The sequence below is a fragment of the Ruegeria arenilitoris genome, from assembly GCF_013030985.1.
Lineage (GTDB): Bacteria > Pseudomonadota > Alphaproteobacteria > Rhodobacterales > Rhodobacteraceae > Ruegeria > Ruegeria arenilitoris_B.
Genome location: NZ_WPYP01000001.1, coordinates 255,312 through 278,787, shown reverse-complemented (window position 1 = coordinate 278,787; position 23,476 = coordinate 255,312). Strand labels below are relative to the sequence as shown.

Annotated in this window: 21 protein-coding genes; 14 read left to right on the top strand and 7 right to left on the bottom strand. The window is 59.8% G+C overall.

The features are described 5' to 3' along the window. Nucleotide 1 precedes the first annotated feature (1 nt). The 3 genes from GOX88_RS01360 (at nt 2) to GOX88_RS01350 (ending at nt 4,775) form a co-directional block, all read left to right on the top strand. Nucleotides 2-1,465 carry an ABC transporter permease gene (locus tag GOX88_RS01360; protein ID WP_170398194.1) on the top strand — a complete coding sequence of 488 codons (1,464 nt, stop codon included), beginning with the start codon at nt 2-4 and terminating at the stop codon, nt 1,463-1,465. Between the two features lie 93 nt (nt 1,466-1,558). Continuing rightward, the gene (locus tag GOX88_RS01355) at nt 1,559-3,646 is read left to right on the top strand and encodes a dipeptide ABC transporter ATP-binding protein (RefSeq protein ID WP_170398191.1); all 2,088 of its coding nucleotides are present in this window, start codon (nt 1,559-1,561) and stop codon (nt 3,644-3,646) included. Nucleotides 3,647-4,148: 502 nt separating this feature from the next. Then, entirely contained in the window at nt 4,149-4,775 is a 627-nt protein-coding gene (locus GOX88_RS01350) for a hypothetical protein (RefSeq protein WP_170398188.1), read from the top strand. A gap of 13 nt (nt 4,776-4,788) precedes the next feature. On the opposite strand, the gene GOX88_RS01345 is transcribed toward GOX88_RS01350, so the two are convergent. Next, on the bottom strand, nt 4,789-5,373 hold the full coding sequence (locus GOX88_RS01345) for a lytic transglycosylase domain-containing protein (protein ID WP_170398185.1): 585 nt from the start codon (nt 5,371-5,373) through the stop codon (nt 4,789-4,791). Between the two features lie 207 nt (nt 5,374-5,580). On the opposite strand from GOX88_RS01345, the gene ssb reads away from it, so the two are divergent. Both ssb and GOX88_RS01335 read left to right on the top strand, forming a co-directional pair. Then, the gene (gene ssb / locus GOX88_RS01340) at nt 5,581-6,087 is read left to right on the top strand and encodes a single-stranded DNA-binding protein (RefSeq protein ID WP_170398182.1); all 507 of its coding nucleotides are present in this window, start codon (nt 5,581-5,583) and stop codon (nt 6,085-6,087) included. An 18-nt stretch (nt 6,088-6,105) separates the two neighbouring features. After that, complete coding sequence (locus tag GOX88_RS01335; protein ID WP_170398179.1) at nt 6,106-7,176, top strand: site-2 protease family protein; 1,071 nt, start codon at nt 6,106-6,108, stop codon at nt 7,174-7,176. On the opposite strand, the gene aroB is transcribed toward GOX88_RS01335, so the two are convergent. Together aroB and GOX88_RS01325 are read right to left on the bottom strand one after the other, a co-directional pair. Continuing rightward, nucleotides 7,177-8,289 (bottom strand): 3-dehydroquinate synthase, encoded by a 1,113-nt coding sequence (gene aroB / locus GOX88_RS01330; protein ID WP_170398178.1) that lies wholly within the window; start codon nt 8,287-8,289, stop codon nt 7,177-7,179. Continuing rightward, on the bottom strand, nt 8,289-8,876 hold the full coding sequence (locus tag GOX88_RS01325; protein WP_170398175.1) for a shikimate kinase: 588 nt from the start codon (nt 8,874-8,876) through the stop codon (nt 8,289-8,291). The genes aroB and GOX88_RS01325 overlap by 1 nt, the downstream gene beginning before the upstream one ends. A 79-nt stretch (nt 8,877-8,955) precedes the next feature. Here GOX88_RS01325 and GOX88_RS01320 point away from each other — a divergent pair, with 79 nt between their 5' ends. From GOX88_RS01320 to GOX88_RS01280, 9 genes are all read left to right on the top strand, one after another. Next, a complete protein-coding gene (locus GOX88_RS01320) occupies nt 8,956-9,105 on the top strand; it encodes a hypothetical protein (protein ID WP_170324678.1) in 150 nt (49 codons plus the stop codon). Beyond that, the gene (locus GOX88_RS01315) at nt 9,095-10,618 is read left to right on the top strand and encodes a hypothetical protein (RefSeq protein WP_170398172.1); all 1,524 of its coding nucleotides are present in this window, start codon (nt 9,095-9,097) and stop codon (nt 10,616-10,618) included. The genes GOX88_RS01320 and GOX88_RS01315 overlap by 11 nt, the downstream gene beginning before the upstream one ends. Before the next feature lie 2 nt (nt 10,619-10,620). After that, on the top strand, nt 10,621-11,574 hold the full coding sequence (locus tag GOX88_RS01310) for a site-specific tyrosine recombinase XerD (RefSeq protein WP_170398169.1): 954 nt from the start codon (nt 10,621-10,623) through the stop codon (nt 11,572-11,574). Between the two features lie 63 nt (nt 11,575-11,637). Further along, complete coding sequence (locus GOX88_RS01305) at nt 11,638-12,945, top strand: HlyC/CorC family transporter (protein WP_170398166.1); 1,308 nt, start codon at nt 11,638-11,640, stop codon at nt 12,943-12,945. A 92-nt stretch (nt 12,946-13,037) separates the two neighbouring features. Further along, a complete protein-coding gene (locus tag GOX88_RS01300; RefSeq protein WP_170398163.1) occupies nt 13,038-15,455 on the top strand; it encodes a GcvT family protein in 2,418 nt (805 codons plus the stop codon). Nucleotides 15,456-15,486: 31 nt separating this feature from the next. Beyond that, nucleotides 15,487-16,092, top strand: coding sequence for a nucleotidyltransferase family protein (locus tag GOX88_RS01295; protein WP_170398161.1), 606 nt, complete (start codon nt 15,487-15,489; stop codon nt 16,090-16,092). A gap of 747 nt (nt 16,093-16,839) precedes the next feature. Next, nucleotides 16,840-18,270 carry a Do family serine endopeptidase gene (locus GOX88_RS01290; RefSeq protein WP_170398157.1) on the top strand — a complete coding sequence of 477 codons (1,431 nt, stop codon included), beginning with the start codon at nt 16,840-16,842 and terminating at the stop codon, nt 18,268-18,270. 182 nt (nt 18,271-18,452) lie between these two features. Then, nucleotides 18,453-19,133 (top strand): response regulator transcription factor, encoded by a 681-nt coding sequence (locus tag GOX88_RS01285; protein WP_170398154.1) that lies wholly within the window; start codon nt 18,453-18,455, stop codon nt 19,131-19,133. Then, a complete protein-coding gene (locus GOX88_RS01280; RefSeq protein WP_170398151.1) occupies nt 19,126-20,496 on the top strand; it encodes a sensor histidine kinase in 1,371 nt (456 codons plus the stop codon). Before GOX88_RS01285 ends, GOX88_RS01280 begins: the two co-directional genes overlap by 8 nt. Here the strand turns inward: GOX88_RS01280 and GOX88_RS01275 are convergent. Genes GOX88_RS01275 through GOX88_RS01260 form a run of 4 tightly spaced genes read right to left on the bottom strand, consistent with a single transcriptional unit; the run spans nt 20,493 to nt 23,412 of the window. Next, the gene (locus GOX88_RS01275) at nt 20,493-20,960 is read right to left on the bottom strand and encodes a CYTH domain-containing protein (protein WP_170398148.1); all 468 of its coding nucleotides are present in this window, start codon (nt 20,958-20,960) and stop codon (nt 20,493-20,495) included. The two genes, GOX88_RS01280 and GOX88_RS01275, sit on opposite strands and share 4 nt — an antisense overlap. Then, nucleotides 20,957-21,712 carry a ParA family protein gene (locus GOX88_RS01270; protein ID WP_170398145.1) on the bottom strand — a complete coding sequence of 252 codons (756 nt, stop codon included), beginning with the start codon at nt 21,710-21,712 and terminating at the stop codon, nt 20,957-20,959. Before GOX88_RS01270 ends, GOX88_RS01275 begins: the two co-directional genes overlap by 4 nt. A 3-nt stretch (nt 21,713-21,715) precedes the next feature. Beyond that, the gene (locus GOX88_RS01265) at nt 21,716-23,227 is read right to left on the bottom strand and encodes a CHAD domain-containing protein (protein ID WP_170398142.1); all 1,512 of its coding nucleotides are present in this window, start codon (nt 23,225-23,227) and stop codon (nt 21,716-21,718) included. Continuing rightward, nucleotides 23,227-23,412, bottom strand: a complete 186-nt coding sequence (locus tag GOX88_RS01260; RefSeq protein WP_170398139.1) for a hypothetical protein — start codon at nt 23,410-23,412, stop codon at nt 23,227-23,229. Before GOX88_RS01260 ends, GOX88_RS01265 begins: the two co-directional genes overlap by 1 nt. Nucleotides 23,413-23,476 lie beyond the last annotated feature (64 nt).

Below are 23,476 nucleotides of genomic sequence, written 5' to 3'. Positions count from 1 at the left end.
CATGGAACCACTTACCTGGACCGGCTCTATCGCCCTCCTGAACCCGTTGCTGATGATCGCGATTGCGGCACTTCTGGTGTCGATCGTCGTCTGGATTCTTGGCAGTATCGTGCTGCCGGAATCCCCGGTCAGCGTAAATGTCGATGGTACGATCAGCTCAAGCTCGGGCCTGCGCGGACTGACACAGAAGGCGCTGCAATACAGCTTTGCGGCCTGTGTTGCGCTGGCCTTGGCCTATATCGTGCTGGGTATTCTCATGGGCACCAGCGCTGGCATCATCGGCGCGATCTCACAGCAGTTCCTGCCTGTCTGGCTGTCGTTGGTCATCCTGTTTGCCATGTCGATTGCTTTCAAACGCAAGCTTGGCCTCTACGGCAAACTGTTCGACAGCCCCATCGGTATGATCGGCTTTGGCCTTGTGATGTTCTGGGTCTTTACCGGCATCTTCGGCGCCATGGACCTGATCATCACCCATGATCCTCTGGATCAGGTTTCGGGTATGAAGAACAAGGTCCCCGGAACGCCCCTGCCTTCTGTTGGTGAGGGTGAATATGCCTGGTACCTGCTGGGCGGCGACAACCTGGCCCGCGATGTGTTCAGCCGTATGGTTAAAGGCGCATGGATCGTGGTGCAGATTGCTCCGCTGGCGACCATGTTTGCCTTCATGGTCGGGATCACTCTGGGTCTGCCCGCCGGGTTCTACAGCGGCCGTCTGGACACGCTCCTGTCGTTCCTTGCCAACCTGATCCTCGCCTTCCCGGTGATCCTGCTGTTCTATCTGCTGGTCACTCCGGAAATCGTGGCGACCGGGGTGCCGAATTATATGGCGGCGGTGCTGTTCGTGTTCCCGATCCTGTTTCTTGCGGTTCTGCTGAATTCGCGCTTTTACACAAGGCCGAATTTCCGCACCCCGCTGTTGATCGGTGTGTTGGGCATCGCGTTGTGGCTGTACCTGTCGCTGATCTCGACCGGTGGATACATCATCAACACCGACAGTTACGGAATCTGGGGTCTGCCGACCTATCTGGACCTGTTCGACATCCCCGGCGGTATCCTTGTGGTGTTTGTTTCGGTGGTCTTTGTGAACTCGCCCACCGTGTTCCGTATTGTGCGGGGCTTGGCGCTGGACATCAAAACGCGGGACTACGTGGCCGCGGCCCAGACCCGTGGCGAAGGCCCTTGGTACATCATGCTGTGGGAAATCCTGCCCAATGCCCGCGGTCCGCTAATCGTCGATTTCTGTCTTCGGATTGGCTACACCACCATTCTTCTGGGAACCTTGGGCTTCTTCGGCCTTGGACTGCCACCAGAAAGCCCGGATTGGGGTTCGACGATCAACGAGGGGCGCAAGCTGCTGTCGATCTACCTGCATCCGGCCCTGCCGCCTGCGCTGGCACTGTTGTCACTGGTTCTGGGATTGAACCTGCTGGCGGACGGTCTGCGCGAGGAAAGTCTGAAGGACTGATGTGATCGAGGCCGGGGGCTCTGCCCCCGGACCCCCGAGGTATTTTTAGCCAGATGAAGGGGATACCCCTGACTCTCGCGAGGAGAAACACAGATGAACAAACTGGCGGATTATGACGGGCCAATACTAGAGATCGACAAGCTTTCGATTTCGTTTTTCACCCGCCTTCGGGAGATCCCTGCGGTGATGGATTTCTCGGTCAGTGTGCAACCCGGCGAAGCCGTCGGGTTGGTGGGTGAGTCCGGTTGCGGCAAGTCCACAGTGGCACTCGGCGTCATGCAGGACCTTGGCAAGAACGGGCGCATCGTTGGTGGCTCGATCAAATTCAAGGGCCGCGACCTGTCTGAGATGACCACAGAAGAGTTGCGCGACATTCGTGGAAACGAAATCGCCATGATCTATCAAGAGCCGATGGCCTCTCTGAACCCGGCGATGAAGATCGGCAAGCAGTTGATGGAAGTGCCGATGATCCACGAGGGCGTCAGCACTGACGAGGCTTATGCCCGTGCGCTGGAAGTCGTGACCGACGTGCGCCTGCCCGACCCCGAGCGGATGCTGAATTCGTTCCCTCACCAGCTTTCGGGTGGTCAGCAGCAGCGGATCGTCATTGCTATGGCATTGATGTCGAAGCCGGCCCTGTTGATCCTGGATGAACCCACGACCGCCCTGGACGTGACGGTCGAGGCAGCCGTGGTCGAACTGGTCAAGGATTTGGGCAAGAAATACGGCACCTCAATGCTGTTCATTTCGCACAACCTCGGGCTGGTTCTGGAAACCTGCGACCGGCTGTGTGTGATGTATTCAGGTGAGGCGGTCGAGCGCGGCTCGATCCACGATGTGTTCGACGAGATGCAGCACCCCTACACGCAGGCGTTGTTCCGCTCGATCCCTCTGCCGGGGGCGGACAAGAATGCGCGCCCTCTGGTGGCCATCCCGGGGAACTTCCCCCTGCCCCATGAGCGCCCGCCGGGTTGTAACTTTGGCCCGCGCTGCGACTATTTCGAAGAAGGTCGCTGCGACGCGCACAACATTCTGATGGAGCCGGTGCCGGGTAATGATCGCCACCACACGCGCTGTTTGAAGTTCAAGGAGATCGACTGGAACGCGCCAATCACCGTGGGTGAACAGAAGGAAAAGGCCGAGATCGGACGGACCGTTCTGAAAATGGAAAACCTCAAGAAATACTATGAGGTGGCCGCGAATGCCCTGTTCGGCGGTGGCGAGACCAAGGTTGTGAAAGCCAACGAGACGCTGAGTTTCGAGGCGCACGAGTCCGAGACGCTGGCCATCGTGGGCGAGTCCGGTTGTGGTAAATCCACCTTCGCCAAGGTGCTGATGGGGCTTGAGACAGCGACGGACGGCCAGATTCTGCTGGACAACCGCAATATCGAGGCCGTGCCAATCGAGGAACGCGACGCCAAGACCGTGGGCGAGGTGCAGATGGTGTTCCAGAACCCGTTTGACACGCTGAACCCCTCGATGACCGTTGGTCGTCAGATCATCCGCGCGCTGGAAATCTTCGGCGTCGGCAAGTCCGAGGCCGAGCGCAAGAAGCGGATGCTGGAACTGCTGGATCTGGTAAAACTGCCCCGCGCCTTTGCGGAGCGGATGCCGCGACAGCTGTCGGGTGGGCAGAAACAGCGCGTCGGGATCGCCCGCGCCTTTGCCGGGGACGCCCGGATCGTGGTCGCGGACGAACCGGTCTCGGCGCTGGACGTATCGGTGCAAGCGGCGGTGACCGACCTGCTGATGGAGATTCAGCGCGAGCACAAGACCACGCTGCTGTTCATCAGCCACGACCTGTCCATCGTACGATATCTCAGTGACCGGGTGATGGTTATGTATCTGGGCCATGTTGTCGAACTGGGCACGACGGACCAGGTCTTCGCCCCGCCCTATCACCCCTATACCGAAGCGTTGCTGAGCGCCGTTCCCATCGCGGATACGTCGATTGAAAAGCAGCATATCGTACTGGAAGGGGATATTCCTTCGGCGATGAACCCACCCCCGGGGTGCCCGTTCCAAACACGGTGCCGGTGGAAGTCCGAAGTACCGGGCGGAATGTGTGAACGCGACGTGCCGCCGGTGAAAACTCTGGCCGACGGGCATCAGGTCAAATGCCACCTGTCCGAAGAGATTCTGGCCCGCATGGAGCCGGTCATTAAAATCGCGGCCGAATAATCCGAAAAACCGCAGATCAGGGGCGCCGGAAACACACCGGCGCCCTTCTCATATTTCTAATACGAAACTCTAATAGCGCTCAGAAATCCGCCGGTCTGCGATCGGCGGTCACGGTTTCATAGCGAACATTTTTTACACTCCTCACCGACGGTCGTGCGCGGGCCATATTGGGTCTGCACCTGTCCGGCACGTTTTGCGCCAGCATGACGGGTCCGTTCATTCCGATCTATACCGTGCAAGAGCTTGGCTACCCGCCGTGACAAATCAGTATCTACAGCGCGCTGGCAATCCTGTTGACCGTGACGCTTAACCGCCAATTTGCCGTGCGCTATGGGGTCGACATCCCCTCGTTCAACGCTTGGCTGCGGGCGATGACCTGGCTGGGTTGGATGATGGGTCCAGCGCTGGCGTTTGTGTTGTCGCTGGGCAATGGGGCGCGGATCAGACGTTTGTCTTTGCATTGGGCGCGACCGCAATCTGGGCGGCACTGTGATGGCGTACAATGCCGCGCGCGGCCCGGGCCGAGGTGTCAGAGAATCCGCGCCAGACCAATTCGGGAGCCGACCACGCATTGTGGCTGGCGGTGACCGCCTGCCTGTACTTTTCGGCCGCGTGTGCGCTGTGCAGCAGCGCCCTGCCCCTGTTTTATGTGCGCGAAGCCGGGCTGCCTGATTTCGCTCCCGGCCTGTCCATTTCGATCAAAACGGCAACCGAGATTACGATCATCCTGACCACACCGATCTTACTGCGCCGGGTTGCGCCCCTGTCCGGGCTGATCTTGTCCGGAGGTCTGGGTTTGTGCGCGTTTCTGGTCCTGTCGCAGGTCTCGGGGCTGTCCGCGAAGGCCGTCGGGGCTGCACTTGAAGGCGCCTATTACGGATTGTTTGCCGGGGTCAGCCTGACCTACGTTCAGAGCTTTGCGAACGGACGCATGGCCCGGGCCAATGCACATTATGTCAACAGCCTGATTTTCGGAGCCCTGATCGCCGGACCGTCGGTCGGAATGATCGCGCAGTTTACCAGTTTCCAGACCGCCATCCTTGCGGCTTGCCTGCCCATGCTCTGCGCGCTGACTGTGTTGCTGATCACGGCCAGTTTCCGCATGCGCGGCGAAGTTAGTGCAATGTGACTGAAAAGATCGCTTAGCCGCCCCAGATCACTTTCACGTAGTTCTGGGTTTCTTTGTACGGGGGAATGCCGCCGTGCTTTTCAACGGCCTGCGGCCCGGCGTTATAGGCCGCCAGCGCCAGACGCCAGGATTTGAACTTGCGATACTGCCAGGACAAATACCGTGCCCCGCCTTCCAGATTCTGCTTCGGGTCATGTGGGTTCACACCCAAAAGCCGCGCCGTGCCAGGCATCAGCTGCGCCAGCCCCAAAGCGCCCTTGTGCGATTTCGCATGGGGATTCCAGCCGCTTTCCTGCTGCACCAGGCGCAGGAACAGCTCTTCCGGTACATTGTGCTTGCGCGCGGCCTGTCGGGCCAGAGTCATATACTGTCCCCGGTACTTTCCCGTGTAGCGCTTGTTGAAGCTGTCACTGGTCTTTGCTCTCTTAGGCTTTAGCCGCTCGGAATCGCGGTATTGGGTTGCGGCACGCGAGTCCAACACCTTGGCTTGCTTAAGAAAAATGTCCTTCCGGCTTTTTGTCGACAGCGTTTGCGCAGTCACCGGAACCGAGACCAGAGCAAAGCACGCAACCAAAAAACAACTAACCAGAAATCGCATTAACGCCAATCTCGCTCGTTCAGGAACTCTGTGGAGTATAGATATTTCAGTAAAAAATGAAAGCTTGGTAAACTAAGCCTTGGTATTTTCTTGCTGAGTGTTACCCACATCAACCGTGTTTCAACCACGACGCAGGCCGTATAGGGTCGCTTGGAAACACTGCGCCAGATTCGGGCGCGCAAACGTCAATTCAGAACGGGGAAATACATGGCGGGTTCAGTCAACAAGGTTATTCTGGTCGGAAATCTTGGCCGCGATCCCGAGGTCCGGACATTCCAGAACGGCGGCAAGGTGTGTAACCTGCGCATCGCCACATCCGAGACCTGGAAGGACCGCAACACAGGTGAGCGTCGCGAGCGAACCGAGTGGCACTCGGTCGCGATTTTCAACGAAGGGCTTGTCCGTGTGGCCGAGCAATACCTGCGCAAAGGCTCCAAGGTTTACCTTGAAGGCCAGTTGCAGACCCGCAAGTGGCAGGATCAATCCGGTCAGGATCGGTATTCCACCGAGGTGGTCCTGCAAGGGTTCGGCTCGACCCTGGTGATGCTGGACGCCCGCGGTGAAGGTGGCGGCGGCGGTGGTGGCTATGGCGGCCAGTCGGGCGGTTATGGTGGCGGTCAGGCCGGTGGTGGCTATGGTGACCCCTACGGTGGCCCGTCCAGCGCCCCTGCCCCTGCATCCGGCGGCATCGACGACGACGAGATCCCGTTCTAAACCAAACGGAGACATACCATGACATGGTCCTTCTCACTCGGCCGGATACTGGGGTCGGAACTGAGGGTCCATGTCACCTTTTTCCTGCTGCTGGCCTGGGTCGGCTTCGCCGCCTATTCCAGCGGGGGACTTCCAGCCGCCATCGAAAACCTGATCTTCGTTCTGGCGCTGTTTGCCTGCGTCGTCGCGCATGAGTTCGGCCACGCGTTGATGGCCCGGCGGTACGGGATCAAGACCCCAGACATCACTCTGCTGCCCATTGGTGGGCTGGCCCGGCTGGAGCGGATGCCGGAAAAGCCGATGCAAGAGGTCTGGGTCGCCCTTGCTGGCCCCGCCGTGAACATCGTGATCTGGATGATACTCGTCATGCTGGGAGCCGGAATGCCGCTTGAGAGTTTGGCGCAGATCGACTCGACCGGCTCGGGGCTTTTGAACCGATTGGCCTATGTGAATCTACTGCTGGCGGCGTTCAACATGATCCCGGCATTCCCGATGGATGGCGGACGGGTGTTCCGCGCCCTGCTGTGCCTGAAGATGGACCGGGTCAAAGCCACTAAAGTCGCTGCCCTCTCTGGGCAAATCGTCGCCGTAGCGTTCGGTTTCTGGGGTTTGAGCGTCGGCAACCCGATCCTGGTCCTGATCGCGGTTTTCGTCTTTGTTGCCGCCACTTCCGAAAGCCAGGACGTGGCCATGCGCTCAATCGTGCGGCGGGTTCTGGCGCGGGATGCGATGATCACCGAGTTTCACGCCCTGTCCCCGACGGACACATTGGCCACCGCAGCGCAAGCCGTCATTCACACCACGCAGCATGAATTTCCGGTGCTGGATTCAGCGGGCGCTCTGCTGGGGTTCGTCACCCGCGACAGGCTGTTCACCGCCTTGGCCGGGGACGCTCCGCGCTCGGAGCCGGCGACCTCGGTCATGGTGACGGATATTCCGCAGGTGCAGCTGACCAGTGGGCTTGAGACGGTTCTGGACGGGCTGCACAAAGGTGCCCCGGCCATCGCGGTTTGCACGCAGGCCGGGAACATGGTTGGCTATATCACCCGCGAAAACATTGGCGAATTGATGGTGATCCGCGGGCGGTGATCAGACCGTCGCCAAGGCGTCTTCCAGCACGGAAATCACCGCCTCGCGCGGGACATCCGAGGTAACGAACGCTTCACCGATTCCGCGCGCCAGAATGAATCGCAACTGGCCGTCGATAACCTTTTTGTCCTGCGCCATCAGATCGACCAGCGCCTCGGCCCCCGGCAACTCTCCGGGGATGTCGGCCAGATCGGTTTTCATTCCCATGGCACGCAGATGCGCGCGAACACGGCTTGGGTCCTCTTGCGAGCACAGACCCAGTCGCGACGACAATTCGAACGCCAGCGCGCAACCGATGGCCACGCCTTCGCCGTGCAGCAGCCGGTCGGAATATCCGGTCGCGGCCTCAAGCGCGTGACAGAAGGTATGGCCAAGGTTCAGCAGCGCGCGGTCGCCCTGCTCGGTCTCGTCCCGTGCAACGATATCAGCCTTCATCTGAACCGAGCGCGTCACGGCTCGCACCCGCGCGGCCATGTCACCGCCAGAGACATTCGTTCCGTTTGTTTCAAGCCATTCGAAAAACGCCGCATCACCCAGCAAGCCGTATTTCACCACCTCGCCATAACCCGACAGGAAATCCCGCTGGGTCATCGTGCCGAGAACTGAAGTATCGGCCAGCACCAGCGAAGGCTGATGAAACGCGCCGATCAGGTTCTTGCCCTGCGGCGCGTTGATCCCGGTCTTGCCACCCACCGAACTGTCGACCTGCGCCAACAGCGAGGTGGGGATCTGCACGAACCGCACTCCACGCCGCAGAACCGCAGCGGCAAAGCCGACGAGGTCGCCGATGACACCACCACCAAAGGCGATGACTACATCCCGACGTTCAACCTTCTCGGCCAGCAGCCACTCGACCGTGCGTTCGAAATGCGGCCAGCTTTTGGTGGCCTCGCCCGCGGGCAAGGTCAGCGACGTCATCTCGATCCCGGCAGAAGCCAACCCGCCGCGCAGAGCGTCCAGATGCAGCGCGCCCACGTTCTCATCGGTGACAACGGCCACTTTGGGCCGGGGCAGTAGCGGTGCGATGCGCGCACCGGCCTGCGCCAACAGATCCGGGCCGATTTCCACGTCATACGAGCGTTCGCCCAGCTCTACATGTACGGTTTGGTGCATTATTTCCGTTCCAAAACATCGGGGCGTGTTGCCAGGGCATCCAACACCCGGTTCACCATATTCTCGATCGAGGTTTCGCCGTCCGATTCAGCGATCAGATCGGCCTGCGCATAGACCGGCACACGGTCCTCATACAGGGCACGCAAGGTCGCATACGGGTCAGCCGTGCGCAACAAGGGACGCGTGTCCTTGTGTTTGACCCGGTTCCACAGAACATCAAGATCGGCACGCAACCAGACGGACACACCGCGTTCGGTGATCATCGTGCGGTTCTGCTCGGCCAGAAAGGCACCGCCACCGGTGGACAGGATGCCTTTTTCCTCATCCAGCAGACGCCCGATGACCTGACTTTCTTTGGTGCGAAAAAACGGCTCTCCGTCGCGGGCGAATATCTCGGGGATGGTCATATTGGCAGCCGATTCGATCTCGGCATCGCTGTCGAGGAAGGGAACGCCCAGCCGCGCGGCCAGTGCACGGCCCACAGCCGTCTTTCCGGCCCCCATCATACCGACAAGAACCACCGTTTTGTGCAGTTCAAAGCCCGTATCCGGGCTCCCGCCCGAAGAGTTATGCTTAATTTCGCTCATTTCACCGTGAATGACGTGATCTTAGGAAAAATGCTAGCTATAACTACGACAAAAGAGAAAATTGGGGCAGCGTTGAGCAATGGGCCGTCTGATCAAGTTCCTGTTATATCTGATTTGCCTGGGTTTCATCGGGCTGGTGGCATATGCCTATCTGGGTCCGTTCTTCGGCGTAGACTTCTCGGCGCCGCAAGAAGAGATACGAGAGCCGGTAATCCTGAATGTCGAATAAGGCCGCACTGTTTGCCCTGTTATTGGCCGGATCGGCACAGGCGCAGCAGGAACCTCTCTCCGTCATAGAATGGTTGAGTGACCCGCCGGAGAACTTGCCGGGGACTGTGTTGCTGGAACCGCCCGTGACGCAGACCGGTGTTCAGCCGGACGTCGAGGTCACTCCGCTTGAAGCACTGTCGCCGCCGTTGGGGTTGGTGTCATCCTCGGTGACCGGGCTGCCCGTAGACCTGTGGCAGAACAGCGATCCCGCCCGTCTGGCGCAACTGATCGGCCGCGTGCCCGTCAAGTACAACCCGGCGATGCAGCGCCTGTTATTTACCCTACTGCTGACCGAGGCCCGCGCTCCTGCCGGGCCGAACGCGCAAGAGACTTTGCTGCTGGCACGGCTCGACCGCTTGATGCAACTGGGGGCCGCAGATCCGGTGCAATCGCTGGTGCAGCTGGCCGGCCCCACCGATAGCCGCGAGCGGTTTCAACGCTGGTTCGACGCGACGCTGCTGACCGGGGACGAGGATCGCAGCTGCACCTCGCTGATCGCTCATCCACATCTGTCCCTGGACTATGCCGCGCAAATCTTCTGCAAGGCCCGCAGGGGCGACTGGGGCTCGGCCGCGCTGACGCTTGAGGCCGCCCATGCGCTGCAGGTTCTGCCGTCCGAGGATCTGGATGTGCTGGACCGGTTCCTCAGCCCCGAGCTTTACGAAGAAGCCGAATATCTGCCGCAGCCCGACAACCCCGACCCGCTGAGTTTTCGCCTGTTCGAAGCGATTGGTGAACGGTTGCCCTCGACCCCGCTGCCGCGCGCATTCGCAAATGCTGACCTGCGAGACGTCGCCGGATGGAAGGCACAGATCGAGGCCGCCGAGCGTCTGACCCGGATCGGGGCGTTGACCCCCAACCAACTGCTTGGCCTGTATACCGAACGCTCTCCCGCAGCCTCTGGTGCGGTTTGGGACCGGGTTGCGGCAGTGCAAAAGTTCGAAAAAGCGCTGGAAACCGGCAAACCCGGCGCAGTTGCCAAGGCGTTGCCCAACGTCTGGGAACAAATGCGCAGCGTCGGACTGGAGGTTCCCTTTGCCGAACTGTTCGCTGATCAACTATCGCAGATGACCCTGACCGATCCGGCCGCCGAAAACCTACGGTGGCGGATTCTGCTGTTATCCGAACTTTATGAAACCGCGGCCCTGTCGCCGCCCGACAACTCGGTCGAGACTCAGTTTCTGGCTGCCCTCGCACAGGGCGATCCGGGACGAACACGCAGCCCGTCACCTTGGGCTGATGCGGTGGCTGAAGGGTTTGCCTGGGCTGCACCTGTCCCCTCTGACATTGATGCGATGCTGGCCAACGGTCAGTTGGGCGAGGCTATTCTGGAAACGATGGAACTGTTCGCCCACGGCGCGCGTGGCAACCTTGTCGATCTGACCGCTGCTGTGGCAACCCTGCGCCGTGTGGGCCTTGAGGACACCGCCCGTCGTGCAGCCCTGAACCTTCTGATCCTGCAGGACACCTGACCATGGTGGCCCCGGCAACCTCGAATCTGTGGATCTCCACCTTCCTGCAGGCGCAAGCTGCCGAGATGGGGGCAGCCAATAACACTCTGCTGGCCTATGGCCGCGACCTGAAGGATTTTGCTGCCTGGTTGGAACGCCGAAAACTCGGGTTCGCCGAAGCCGAGCGCGATCGGATCGAGGGGTATCTGATCGACTGTGATGCTCAGGGGCTAGCGCAATCCACCCGTGCGCGGCGGCTTTCAGCGATCAAGCAAATCTATCGTTTCGCGTTTGAAGAAGGCTGGCGCGACACCAACCCTGCCATTCAGATCAAAGGCCCCGGACGGCAGAAACGCCTGCCCAAAACTCTGGACGTGCCCGAGGTCGACCGGCTGCTGCAAGCCGCACGTCATACCGGACGCACCAAGGGCGACCGGGTGCGCAACACCTGCCTGATGGAGGTGCTCTATGCCACCGGAATGCGGGTGACCGAGCTGGTCTCGCTGCCGGTTTCATCCGCGCGGGGCGATCCGCGGATGCTGCTGGTGCTGGGCAAAGGCGGCAAGGAACGGATGGTACCGCTTTCACCCCCTGCCCGTGAGGCGCTGGCCGCGTGGCTCATGGTCCGGGACGAGGCCGAGGATAAATCGGTCGCAGACGGCGGGCAGAGGTCGAGGTTCCTGTTTCCCTCGCGCGGAAAGTCCGGGCACCTGACGCGGCACATGTTTTTTCTGCTGATCAAGGAACTGGCGGTTCAGGGCGGCGTTTCCCCGGAAAAGGTCACGCCACACACGCTGCGCCATGCCTTCGCCACGCACCTGCTGGCCAACGGGGCCGACCTTCGGTCGATCCAAACATTGCTGGGTCATGCCGATGTGGCGACCACCGAAATCTATACTCATGTTCTGGACGAACGTCTGGCCGAACTGGTGCTGGAGCATCACCCGCTGGCTAAAGACCCCGAAGACAAGGGCTAACCCCTTGATCCGCAGGGGACGCGACCCCATAACGGATGCAGCAACACCAATAACCAAGGACCGATGGAACCCTCTTCTTCTCTGATCGACGGCGCATTCTGGTTTACCACAGGCGCCATTCTGCTTTTGCTTGTTCTGTCGGGCTTTTTCTCGGGTTCTGAAACGGCATTGACCGCCTCGTCGCGCGGCAAGTTGCGGGCGCAGGCCGACAAGGGCTCGCGCGGGGCGCAAAAGGCGCTGGACATCACTGATGACAACGAACGGCTGATCGGCTCGGTTCTGCTGGGCAACAACCTGGTGAACATCCTTGCTGCATCGCTGGCGACAGCGCTGTTCACGCGGCTGTTCGGCGAAAGCGGCGTGGCGCTGGCGACGCTGGTGATGACTCTGCTGGTTCTAGTTTTTGCCGAGGTCCTGCCCAAAACCTACGCTATCACCAACGCGGAAAAAGCGGCCGCTGCCGTCGCGCCTATCATTAGCGTTGTTGTGACGGTTTTCTCTCCCATGGTTGCGGCGGTCCGACTGCTGGTGCGTGGGGTTCTGCGCCTGTTCGGTGTGCAGATCGACCCCGACAGCAACATCCTTGCCGTACGCGAGGAAATCGCCGGTGCGCTGCATCTGGGTCACTCGGAAGGCGTGGTCGAAAAAGAAGACCGCGACCGTATTCTGGGTGCCCTTGATCTGGGCGACCGCACGGTCGAAGAAATCATGCTGCACCGCTCGAACATCGAGATGATCGATGCCGACGACGCACCCGAGGCCATCCTGCAGCAATGTTTGAAAAGCCCGCACACCCGTCTGCCCGTGTTCCGGGATGAGCAGGAGAACATCGTGGGCGTGGTGCACGCCAAGGACCTGTTCCGCGCCATGTACGCACATGCGGGTGCCAGCGAGGAAGACAGCGACCGGCTGAAATCCTTCGACATCTCGAAGGTGGCGAATGATCCATATTTCGTGCCCGAAACCACCACTCTGGACGACCAGATGCGCGAGTTCCTGCGGATGCACAGCCATTTTGCGCTGGTGGTGGATGAGTATGGCTCGCTGCGCGGCCTGATCACGCTGGAGGACATCCTCGAGGAAATCGTGGGCGAAATCGCCGACGAGTTCGACATCGAAGAAGACGTCCCCGTGACCCGAACCGAGGACGGGCAATTCCTTGTCGAAGGCGCGATGACCATCCGCGATGCCAACCGGGCGATGGACTGGTCGCTGCCCGATGAAGAGGCCAACACGATCGCCGGATTGGTCATTCACGAGGCGCAGATGATCCCGGTGACCGGACAGGTGTTCTCGTTCCACGGATTCCGTTTCGAAGTCACTGCACGCGAAGGCAACCGGATAACAGAGCTGAAAATCCGCCCGCTTTGATCCCTGTTCAACGACAAGCGATGTCGTGAACGGAACAGCCCGCCCTGCCGCGCGCCTGCAGTCTTTGACCAAAGTGCATGGGAGGCAGCGACATGAAGACCACAACTCAGGTAGCCGTGATCGGGGGCGGTGTTGTCGGGTGTTCGGTACTCTATCACCTGACCAAGCTGGGTTGGTCCGATGTCATGCTGCTGGAACGGTCGGAACTGACCAGCGGGTCCACATGGCACGCGGCCGGAGGGTTTCACACCCTGAATGGCGACACCAACATGGCTGCTCTGCAAGGCTATACCATCCGCCTCTACAAAGAGCTGGAAGAAATCACAGGCATGTCCTGCGGCCTGCACCATGTGGGCGGGGTGACCCTGGCCGACAATCAGGACCGGTTCGACATGCTGCTGGCCGAACGCGCCAAGCACCGGTTCATGGGGTTGGAGACCGAGATCGTCGGCCCGGAGGAGATCAAGAACATCGCCCCGATCACCAATACCGACGGGATCATCGGCGCGCTTTACGATCCGTTGGACGGTCACCTTGATCCCTCGGGCACCACCCATGCCTATGCCAAGGCGGCCCGGATGGGTGGCGCGACCATCGAAACCCACTGCATGGTGCGCGAAACAAACCAGCGCCCCGATGGCACTTGGGACGTGGTCACCGACAAGGGCACCATTCACGCGGAACATGTGGTCAACGCAGGCGGGCTCTGGGCGCGAGAAGTAGGCGCGATGGCAGGCGTCTACTTCCCGCTGCATCCGATGGAGCATCAGTATCTGGTCACGGACTCGATCCCTCAGATCGAGGCGATCATCGACGCCGGTGGCGAGCACCCGCATGTGATGGATCCCGCCGGTGAAAGCTATCTGCGGCAGGAAGGCCGCGGCCTGTGCATCGGGTTCTATGAACAGCCCTGCAAACCGTGGGCGGTTGACGGCACTCCGTGGGAGTTCGGTCACGAGCTGCTGCCCGACGATTACGACAAGATTACCGACAGTATCGAGTTCGCCTATAAACGCTTCCCGGTTCTGGCCGAGGCCGGTGTTAAATCGGTTATCCACGGTCCGTTCACCTTTGCGCCGGACGGGAACCCTTTGGTCGGACCGGTCCCTGGGATGCGCAACTACTGGTCCGCCTGCGGTGTGATGGCCGGGTTCAGCCAGGGTGGCGGTGTCGGCCTGACGCTGGCGCAATGGATGATCGAGGGCGAACCCGAACGCGATGTGTTCGCCATGGACGTGGCCCGGTTCGGAGACTGGATCAGCCCCGGTTACACCCGCCCGAAGGTGATCGAAAACTACCAGAAACGGTTCAGCGTCGCCTATCCGAATGAGGAATTGCCTGCCGCGCGCCCCAATCGCACCACCCCTATGTACGACATTTTCAGCGATCTGGGTGCGGTCTGGGGCCAGCAATACGGGCTGGAGGTGCCGAACTATTTCGCTCAGGACGGCGAACCCGGATACGAAACACCATCGTTCCGCCGTTCGGACGCGTTCGACGCAACGGGGCGTGAGGTGCGCAGCGTTCGCAACAGTGTCGGCATTAACGAAGTCCACAATTTCGGCAAATACCGCATCACCGGCCCCGCAGCCCGCGCGTGGCTGGATCGGATCATGGCCGGACGCATCCCGCAGCCGGGGCGGTTGTCTTTAACACCGATGCTGTCCCCCAAGGGCAAATTAATCGGAGATTTCACCATCTCCTGCTTAAGTGAGACCGAATTCCAACTGACAGCGTCTTACGGCGCTCAAGCTTTCCACATGCGTTGGTTCCAGCGGCACCAACAAGACGGCGTGACCATCGACAACATCAGCGACCGGCTGAACGGGTTTCAGATCGCCGGTCCTAAGGCGGCAGAAATACTGTCCGCCTGTACCCGCGACGATATCTTGGAGCTGCGGTTCCTCGACGTGCGGCGCATGACAGTTGGCATGACCGACTGCATCGTGCAACGCGTCAGCTATACAGGCGACCTTGGGTATGAGATTTATTGCGATCCGATGGCGCAGAGACAGCTTTGGTGGACACTGTGGCAGGCCGGGCAACCGCACGGCATGGTACCCTTTGGCATGCGCGCAATGATGAGCCTGCGTCTGGACAAGTTCTTTGGCTCGTGGATGCGGGAATTCTCACCCGACTACACCGCCGCCGAAACGGGGATGGACCGGTTTATCGCCTTCTCGAAACCCGCCGACTTCATCGGCCGGTCCGTTGCGGAACTAGAGCGGGAACAAGGGTCGGCACGCAAGCTTGTGGCCTTCGCGTTGGAAGCGGTCGACGCCGATGTGAACGCGTATGAGCCGATCTGGCTGGGCGGCAAAGTCGTGGGATTCTGCACGTCGGGCGGGTATTCACATTATGCCCAAATGTCTATTGCGCTCGGGTTCCTGCCGACGGAACGGGCGACCGACGGCTTGGAGGTTGAGATCGAAATCCTCGGCCATTTGCGTAAGGCCAAGGTGATCTCCGAGCCATTGTTCGATGCGGACGGGATGCGAATGCGGGGATGACACCGAACGGATACGGCGGCATGTTTGCGGCATGACGGACATACCTATCCTTTTGCTGGCCGCCGGGCAATCCAGCCGCATGGGCGGCAAGGACAAGCTGTTGCAGATCGTGGATGGCCAGCCTTTTCTGCGTCGCTCGGCCCAGATCGCTCGACGCGCGGCCCCGGTGATCGTTGCGCTGCCCCCGGCCCCGCACCCACGGCATGACGTACTGGACGGGCTGAACCTGCACAGGATCGGTATCCCGGATGCCCGCGAAGGCATGAATGCCAGTCTGCGCGGAGCCCTCGCGCATGTATCAGCCGACGCACGCGCTGCAATGATTTTGCTGGCGGATTTGCCAGAAATCACCACCGAGGATCTGACGGCTGTGCTCGGTTCGGTTCGATCCCACCCGGACAAGTTGATCTGGCGCGGCACGACGGCCAGTGGAAAACCGGGCCACCCTGTCGTGTTTGATCGCAGCCTGTTTGATCGCCTCAGCCATCTGTCAGGCGACCAAGGCGCGCAGTCCGTCGTCCGTGCCAATTCCGAAAACGTGCACCTGCACACCCTACCTGGTCAAAACGCCCTGTTGGATCTGGATACGCCCGAGGATTGGGCAGCTTGGCGCGCAAAACGCGGCACCTTAAACTAACGCGGCCCGGTCGATATCGACCGGGCCGGTACCCAAAACAGGACTACCACTTTTCATCAATCCCGGAAACGCGGCCAATAATGCCTATTGGCATCCTGGCTATTCCGCCGCCGAACCTAAACAAGACCCCCTCGTTAACATGCCGCTCAGCGTTTCCAGTGACTGTGACAAGCCTTAGGCACCCCCTAGTGCCACCGGCTCCCCCTCGCTTGGGCTCTTTCATCGTCACCGATCCGATGCGATCAAACAACGTAAAATTGGAAAGAACGGTTAATTTTGCATCTTTCAGAATGGTTTTTGCGCAACATCGCCAAGATGAGTTTCAACCTTAAGGAGAGCGGGGCTTCCAACTGACGCCCCATCAATTGCCATTAAGCACAAACCTAAGAAGATATCTGACGTTTTTGCGCTCAATTGCATCTACGAGTTTCGTCAATGTCCGAGCATGATCACAACTCAAGGGAGATCGCTGGAAAGTAGAAAAATTTGGCGGCTGCTTTGTTAACAAAATTGATTCAATTCAACCCTTTTTGCCGCTTGGCACCCAAACCGGCAACAATCCACCGATTCGCACGCAGTGATTCGCACAAATCCTCCGATTTCCGCCTTAGACTCGGCCGCATAGAACCGACTGTTTGTGGCAAAATTAAGATTTCTTAACAATTCGCTCAGGAAACACTCAGACAAAGCGCGCATCTCCTGTTCCAACGCGCGGCCGCAACCGCGTGATATAAACAGGAGATAAAAATGAGCATCCGCAAATCCTCTCTGCTTTTGCCCGGGACAGCCAGTTGGGTTGGCGCTGGCGCGCTGAGCGCCGCCATGCTGACAACCACCGCCCTGCCCTCGATGGCCGACGAAGCGTTGGCCGATTTGGTCGAAAACGTCTCACCTTCGGTCGTCACCATCATCGCGGAACAGGGCGCAGCACCGGTTCCTGCGCAGAACTTCAACAATGACCAGCACTCGTTTGAAGAGTTCTTCAAACGCTTTGGCGCACCCGAAGGCTTCAACGCACCACAGCGCGGGCCAGCACAAGGGCTGGGGTCTGGATTTGTTCTGGATGAGGCCGGATACATCGTCACCAACCATCATGTCGTCGACAATGCCGAAACAGTGACGGTTCGCATGTCCGACGACCGCACCTACGAGGCCGAAGTCATCGGCACCGACCCGCTGACCGACATCGCCGTTCTGAAGATCGAGGCCGACGAGGCGTTGCAGGCCGTTAGCCTGGGCGACAGCGACGTGATCCGCGTGGGCGAAGACGTCGTGGCCATCGGCAACCCGTTCGGTCTGCATTCGACCGTGACCACCGGGATCGTGTCGGCCAAGGGCCGCAACATCTCGGCCGGGCCCTACGCCGAATTCATTCAGACCGACGCAGCCATCAACAAGGGCAACTCGGGCGGTCCGCTGTTCAATATGGAAGGCGAAGTGGTCGGCGTGAACTCGGCCATCTACTCTCCCACCGGCGGGTCCGTGGGTCTGGGCTTTGCGGTGACATCGAACATCGTTGAACACATCGCAGCCGATCTGCGCGATGACGGCCAGGTCAGCCGCGGTTGGCTGGGCGTGTCGATCCAGAACGTCAGCCCCGAGATCGCCGCAGCCATGGGCATCGATGCCTCGCACGGCGCGCTTGTCGCAGATGTCGTTGATGGCAGCCCGGCGGATGGTGTGCTGAAACAGGGTGATGTCATCCTGACCTTCAACGATGAGGCCGTCGACTCCAGCAGCGATCTGCCGATCCTTGTCGGCACCACAAAGGTGGGCACCGACAGCGTTCTGACCGTTCTGCGCGATGGCACGGAACAGCAGATCGAACTGACCATCGGCCAGCATCAAAGCGCCTCGGCCGAGATCGACAAATCGGTGGACGAAACAATCTCGGGCACTGCATTGGGCGTGACCGTAGCCCCGCTGACCGACTCCAACCGCACCGAGATGGGTGTCGGTGAAAATGTCGCCGGTGTGGTCGTCACCGACCTGAAGCCGGACAGTCCTGCCGCCAAAGCCGGTCTGCAGCGTGGCGATGTGATCGTGAAACTGGGCGGCCAGGAAACCGCGACCCCGGACGCGTTGAAAGCCGCGCTGGACAGCGAAAAGACCGATCCCGCGCTTGTGCTGATCAATCGCGGCGGAAACCAGATCTTCGTAGCGGTGGAAATCGCCTGATCTGACACCAGCGCGCGCCACGTGATGGGGATATATGGCGGGCGCCTCCCTGGCGAGTTTGAATTGTCCGCAAACCGCCGGGACTGCCGGGTGCGCAACTTCGCACCCGGCAGATTACTTAGCAAAACCATGTGCTTTGCCCGAAAACTATGCTTTACTCACAGTAGAAAGGAATTCGGATCATGAGCCGTCGCCTATTGGTCGTCGAAGATGATGCAGACACCAGAGACTTCATCGCCAAGGGATTTGGTGAAGAAGGGTATGTCGTCGAAGCAGCCGAGGACGGGCGCGAGGGCCTGTACCATGCCACGGACGGCGGATTTGACGCCGTGGTTCTGGACCGGATGCTGCCGGGTCTGGACGGGCTGTCCCTGATCAAGTCGATGCGCGCAGCGGGCGTGAAAACCCCGGTTCTGATGCTGACCGCGATGAGCGCCGTGGACGAGCGCGTCAAAGGGCTGCGTGCGGGGGCGGACGACTATCTGGTCAAGCCGTTCTCGTTCCAGGAACTGCACGCCCGGATAGAGGCCCTTCTGCGTCGCCCGCAAGAGGCCGAGGAAAGCCCCACCCTGACCTGCCGTGACCTCGAGATGGACTTGTTGACCCGCAAGGTTACCCGCAACGGGCGCGAGATCACCCTGACCCCGCGCGAGTTTCAGATCCTTGAATTCTTCCTGCGTCGTAAGAACCGAGTAGTATCACGTACCATGCTGCTGGAGGGAGTTTGGGATTATCATTTCGACCCGAATACCAATGTGGTCGACGTCCATATCTCAAAGCTGCGGCGTCAGCTGGACGAAGGCGGTGAACAGCCGTTGATCGAAACCGTCCGGGGCGCGGGCTACATGATATCTGATGGATAACCTACGGCTTTCCTTCAACAATTCACGCACACGTCTTGTACTGGCCAGCATGGTTCTCAGCACTTTGCTGACGGCCACCGTGCTGGCCTTGGTCTATGTCACCGCCAACCGCAGTATCGAGGGCGAGACCCGTTCGGTCGTGTCGGCGGAACTGACCGGGCTGGCGGATGAATATGAACGCCGCGGCCTGATCGGATTGATGACCGCGATTGAACGGCGCATTCCGACCGCCTCGGAACGGGATGCTCTGTACCTTCTGACGGATCGGTTCGGTGCCAAACTGGCAGGCAATCTCAAACAATGGCCCGAAGGGATCACAGCCGGCAGCGGCTGGGTCGATCTTGAGCTGCACCGCGCCGACAATGACCAACTCGTGCCCATATCGGCCGCCTCGGTCCGCCTGCCCGGCGGTGAACGCCTGTTGGTCGGGCGCGACGCATTGGCAAGACAGCAGTTTGACCGGGTGCTGCTGCGATCGGTTGGCACCGCGCTGGCGATTGCGCTGGCGCTGAGTGTGCTGACCGGCTGGTTGTTCACCCGTCTGGTCTTTTCCCGCCTGTCCGACATCGCCAGTACCGCCGAGAACATCGTCTCGGGCGACCTGTCCCGCCGAATGCCCCTGCGCGGCACCGGCGATGAGTTCGATCAAGTGGCCGGTACGCTCAACACCATGCTGGACAAGATCGAAGAACTGGTCAGCAATCTTCGGACCACGTCGAATTCCATTGCGCACGACCTGCGCTCGCCCCTGTCGCGGTTGAAACAACGGGTCGAGGCGCTGTCTGATCCGGGCAAGACGGATCAGGAGCGTGAGATCGACGTTGCACGGGCCAGCACTGAAATCGACCACGTGCTGCGCGTGCTGGGACAACTGACCGAAATCTCACGCGCCGAGGCCGGTGTCGGCCGGGAACAGTTCGAACCGGTGGACCTGCAACAACTGGTGGCGGATGTGGCCGAGTTGTACGACCCTGTCGCCGACGATCAGGGTATCCGGCTTGAGGTCACGGGTAGCGCCGGGTCAATCCCCGGGCACCGACCGCTGTTGTCTCAGGCACTGTCGAACCTGTTGGAAAACGCAATGCGCTATGCCCCGCAGGACACGACAGTCACGATCAATCTGTCCGAGGACGGACCCTATACAAGCCTCAGCGTCCGTGACCGAGGACCGGGCGTCCCGCAAGAAGACCTGCCGCGTCTGCAAATGCCATTTGTCACACTCGACCCGGCCCGGACCGAGCGTAATGCCGGATTGGGATTGGCCTTGGTTGCCGCGATATCCCGAATGCACGGCGGCGCATTTGAGGCGCATAATTGCGATCCGGGGCTTGAGGTGGTGATCAAGCTGGCACGCAAACCCTAGGCAGGGATACCTTTGGTCGCCATCGTCTTGTTTTTGTACCGTTTGTCTGCCGTCACATCCGCACCGAACCACTCGGGCGGGGTATAGGCTTTGGCCTCGGCCTCGGTCTGAAACTCGACTTCGACCAGACGCAGCGGCGCCAGATCGCCCAGGAACACGTCCAGTTCGAACACCCGCCCGTCCGGCAACTGTCCGGTAAAGCGTTCCTTTTCCACCCGGCGCCCGTTCGTTTCGGGCCAGAAGGTGTGGAATTGTTCGGCTGAGATTTCTGCCTCGCGCTCAACCCGCGCCAAGGCGCCGTCACCCTTCAGGGTCAGATAGTACCTGTCATTTTTCTGACGCAGACGCAGTTCGGTGGAGTCGTCAGGTGCGGTCAGATAGCCCTGACGCACAACGGCCTTTGCTGTGCCGCTCAGGTCCGGCAGGTCCGCGACCAGAAACTTGCGTTCAATCTCGGTGCTCATTTGTTTGAAATCACTCCGTTTTCCAGTTCATCGAACAGCGCCTGATAAGCGGTGCTCGCGGCGCTGCGCCCGGCGTAGATGCTGACCGGGGCGCGGTTCTGGCCCATACGCTCGATATCCGCGGCAAAGGGAATCTCGGATTGCAGGAACCGCTTTTTATACGCTTTGCGCATCTTCTCCATCGACTCCAAATGCAACGTCTTGCGCCGCTGCACCATCGAAAAGAATGCCATGAGTTTCTTCTTTGGCAGCTTGTGATCGTCGAAGAAATTCACCAACTGCTCGAGTGTCCGTTCCGACAAGGTCGTCGGGATAACGGGCACGAGAATCTGATCGGCAGCCTTGAAGATATTCTCGGACAGGGTCGAAAAGTTCGGCGGACAATCCAGAATGATCACATCGTAATCGCTGCCTGCGGTGGCCAAGGCCTTTTTCAGCCGCGACCGTTTGTTCCGCATCCGCGAGAGGAACACATCGAAATCGCGAAACGTCAGGTTGGCGGGCAATACGTCCAGCCCGTCAAAATCACTGGCCCGGATCGACTTGGTGAACCGTTCAACATCTTCGAAAAAACGCGCATCCGTCAGCTTTTTCGACGGCTTCACCCGGAAGTAGAACCCCGATGCCCCCTGCGGATCGAGATCGCACAGCAGCACGGTGTACCCCGCTTGCGCATAGGCATAGGCCAGGTTCACCGAGGTCGCGGTTTTCCCCACTCCGCCCTTGTTGCTGTAGCAGGCAATGATCTTCACTCCTCAATCCTCCTTGTGGTGAAACAGGGTTCGGAACAGGTTCTGGATGTCCGGGCTGTCGAAATGCTGGAAATTGGCGATCACACGGTCGCGTTCTGCCTTTTGGCGTTGGTCGAGAACAGCGATCAACCCACCAACGGACATAGCGAGCTGGGCATTTGCCCGACCTTGCGCGTTGCTTTGGGTCGTTACGAATTCCAGCAGCGCCTCTTGCTGGACCGAGTAGTCGTTGAACAGGCCCAGGTTATCCTGCAGCTTTTTCAAGGGCTTGATAAGCGTTTTGAAATCACCTTTGTCGAACAGAGGACCAAAGAACTCCATCAGGTAGCGCAGTTTCTTGCAGTCGATCCGCAGGTCATGCACGATCTCATCCGACGTGCCCGGGGTGATGCCGCGGGCCAGCTTGCATACCTTGCGATACCGTTTCCAGATCAGCGCACAGGCATAGCCATAAGCCCCGCGATCCGCATTTGGACCGGCTTCCAACCCTTTCAAGTCGGCGAATAAAGCTGCCAATTCATCCATCTTCTTGCTGTAAGCCGCGCTGCGAAAGCGCCGCGACAGCGCCGACAGAGCGCGAGTCCGCTCCTTGGCGAACTGCGCAAACATGGCCTCGGCACCTTGATGAAGGTTGGGCGGTATCAGATTGAAGTAAATATCTTTTTCCAGAAGGTAGACATCCAGATCCCGAACACGCCCGGTCGGGGCCATCAGATCCGAGAATTCGCGTTTCAGCGCGTCGGCCTGTTCCAGTGAGAACACGCCTTTGAACAGGCTCAACACCGACCGGACCCTGCGCAGCGAGACGCGGTAGTCGTGCAGGAACTCGGTGTCGATATCGGCGATCACGCCTGCCTCGTTCTGGCGCGCAACGGCCAGATAGGTGCGAATGATATCCGCTGCCACTTCGATTGAAGGCTCCTGCGTGCCTAATGGGACATCGGGTTTTGCGTTATATGGGGTGACGCCAGGAAACAGGCTTGCAAACACCACATCAAACCCTGAGGCCGCCATGGTCTTCAAAGCCGCGCACACAGCGTGAAAGGCACGGTCATAGCCGCGCATAGGCTGCACGGTCAGAAGAGTCGCCTGCCCCTTGTCCGTGGACAATTTCACAACGCTGCCCCGAACCTGCGTCTTTTGCAGATCATCCAGCACGGCAAAACTGCCGGATTCGATCAGGCCCGAGCCTATGCTCATCAAGGCGCGCAGTTTGGGGAACCCCTTCACTGCTGTTTTTACAGGGCCGTCCGGCAAGTCCTGAACGAACTTCCCTTTACCGCTGCAGGCCTGAACCAGAACATCGCGGTCGGCCTGAAGCAATTGCAATGCGCCGTCGACCTCAATCAGCAGCCGCCCTTCTGCCCGCAGCGATTGATCATGGCAGTCCAAGAGGTCGAACGGGCGCGCGGCTGCAGGTGCTTCGAATTCGGGCGACAGTCCCTTGAGCGCGTCGGAAAACCCCGCCAGATCGAACGTGCCAGGAATGATGAAGAGCCTGCATTTTTTCACCATCACGAACGACCCTTTTCCGGCGTATCAAGATAGTCATTCACCAAAGTCTCGATGATCTTCCGGACGCTGGTCCCCTCCTCGATTGCCCGGATCCTGAGGGCTTTCAACGTCTTGCCGTCCAACCGAAGCGAGGTGTTCTTTTTGCTCTTGTCAGGCGTTTCGCCGGTTTCCGTGTTCTTTGACATGGGCAACCTCCTGACAGCATAACGTCATGAAATCGCAGGGCAGCCTATCTGGCAAGTCCGATGT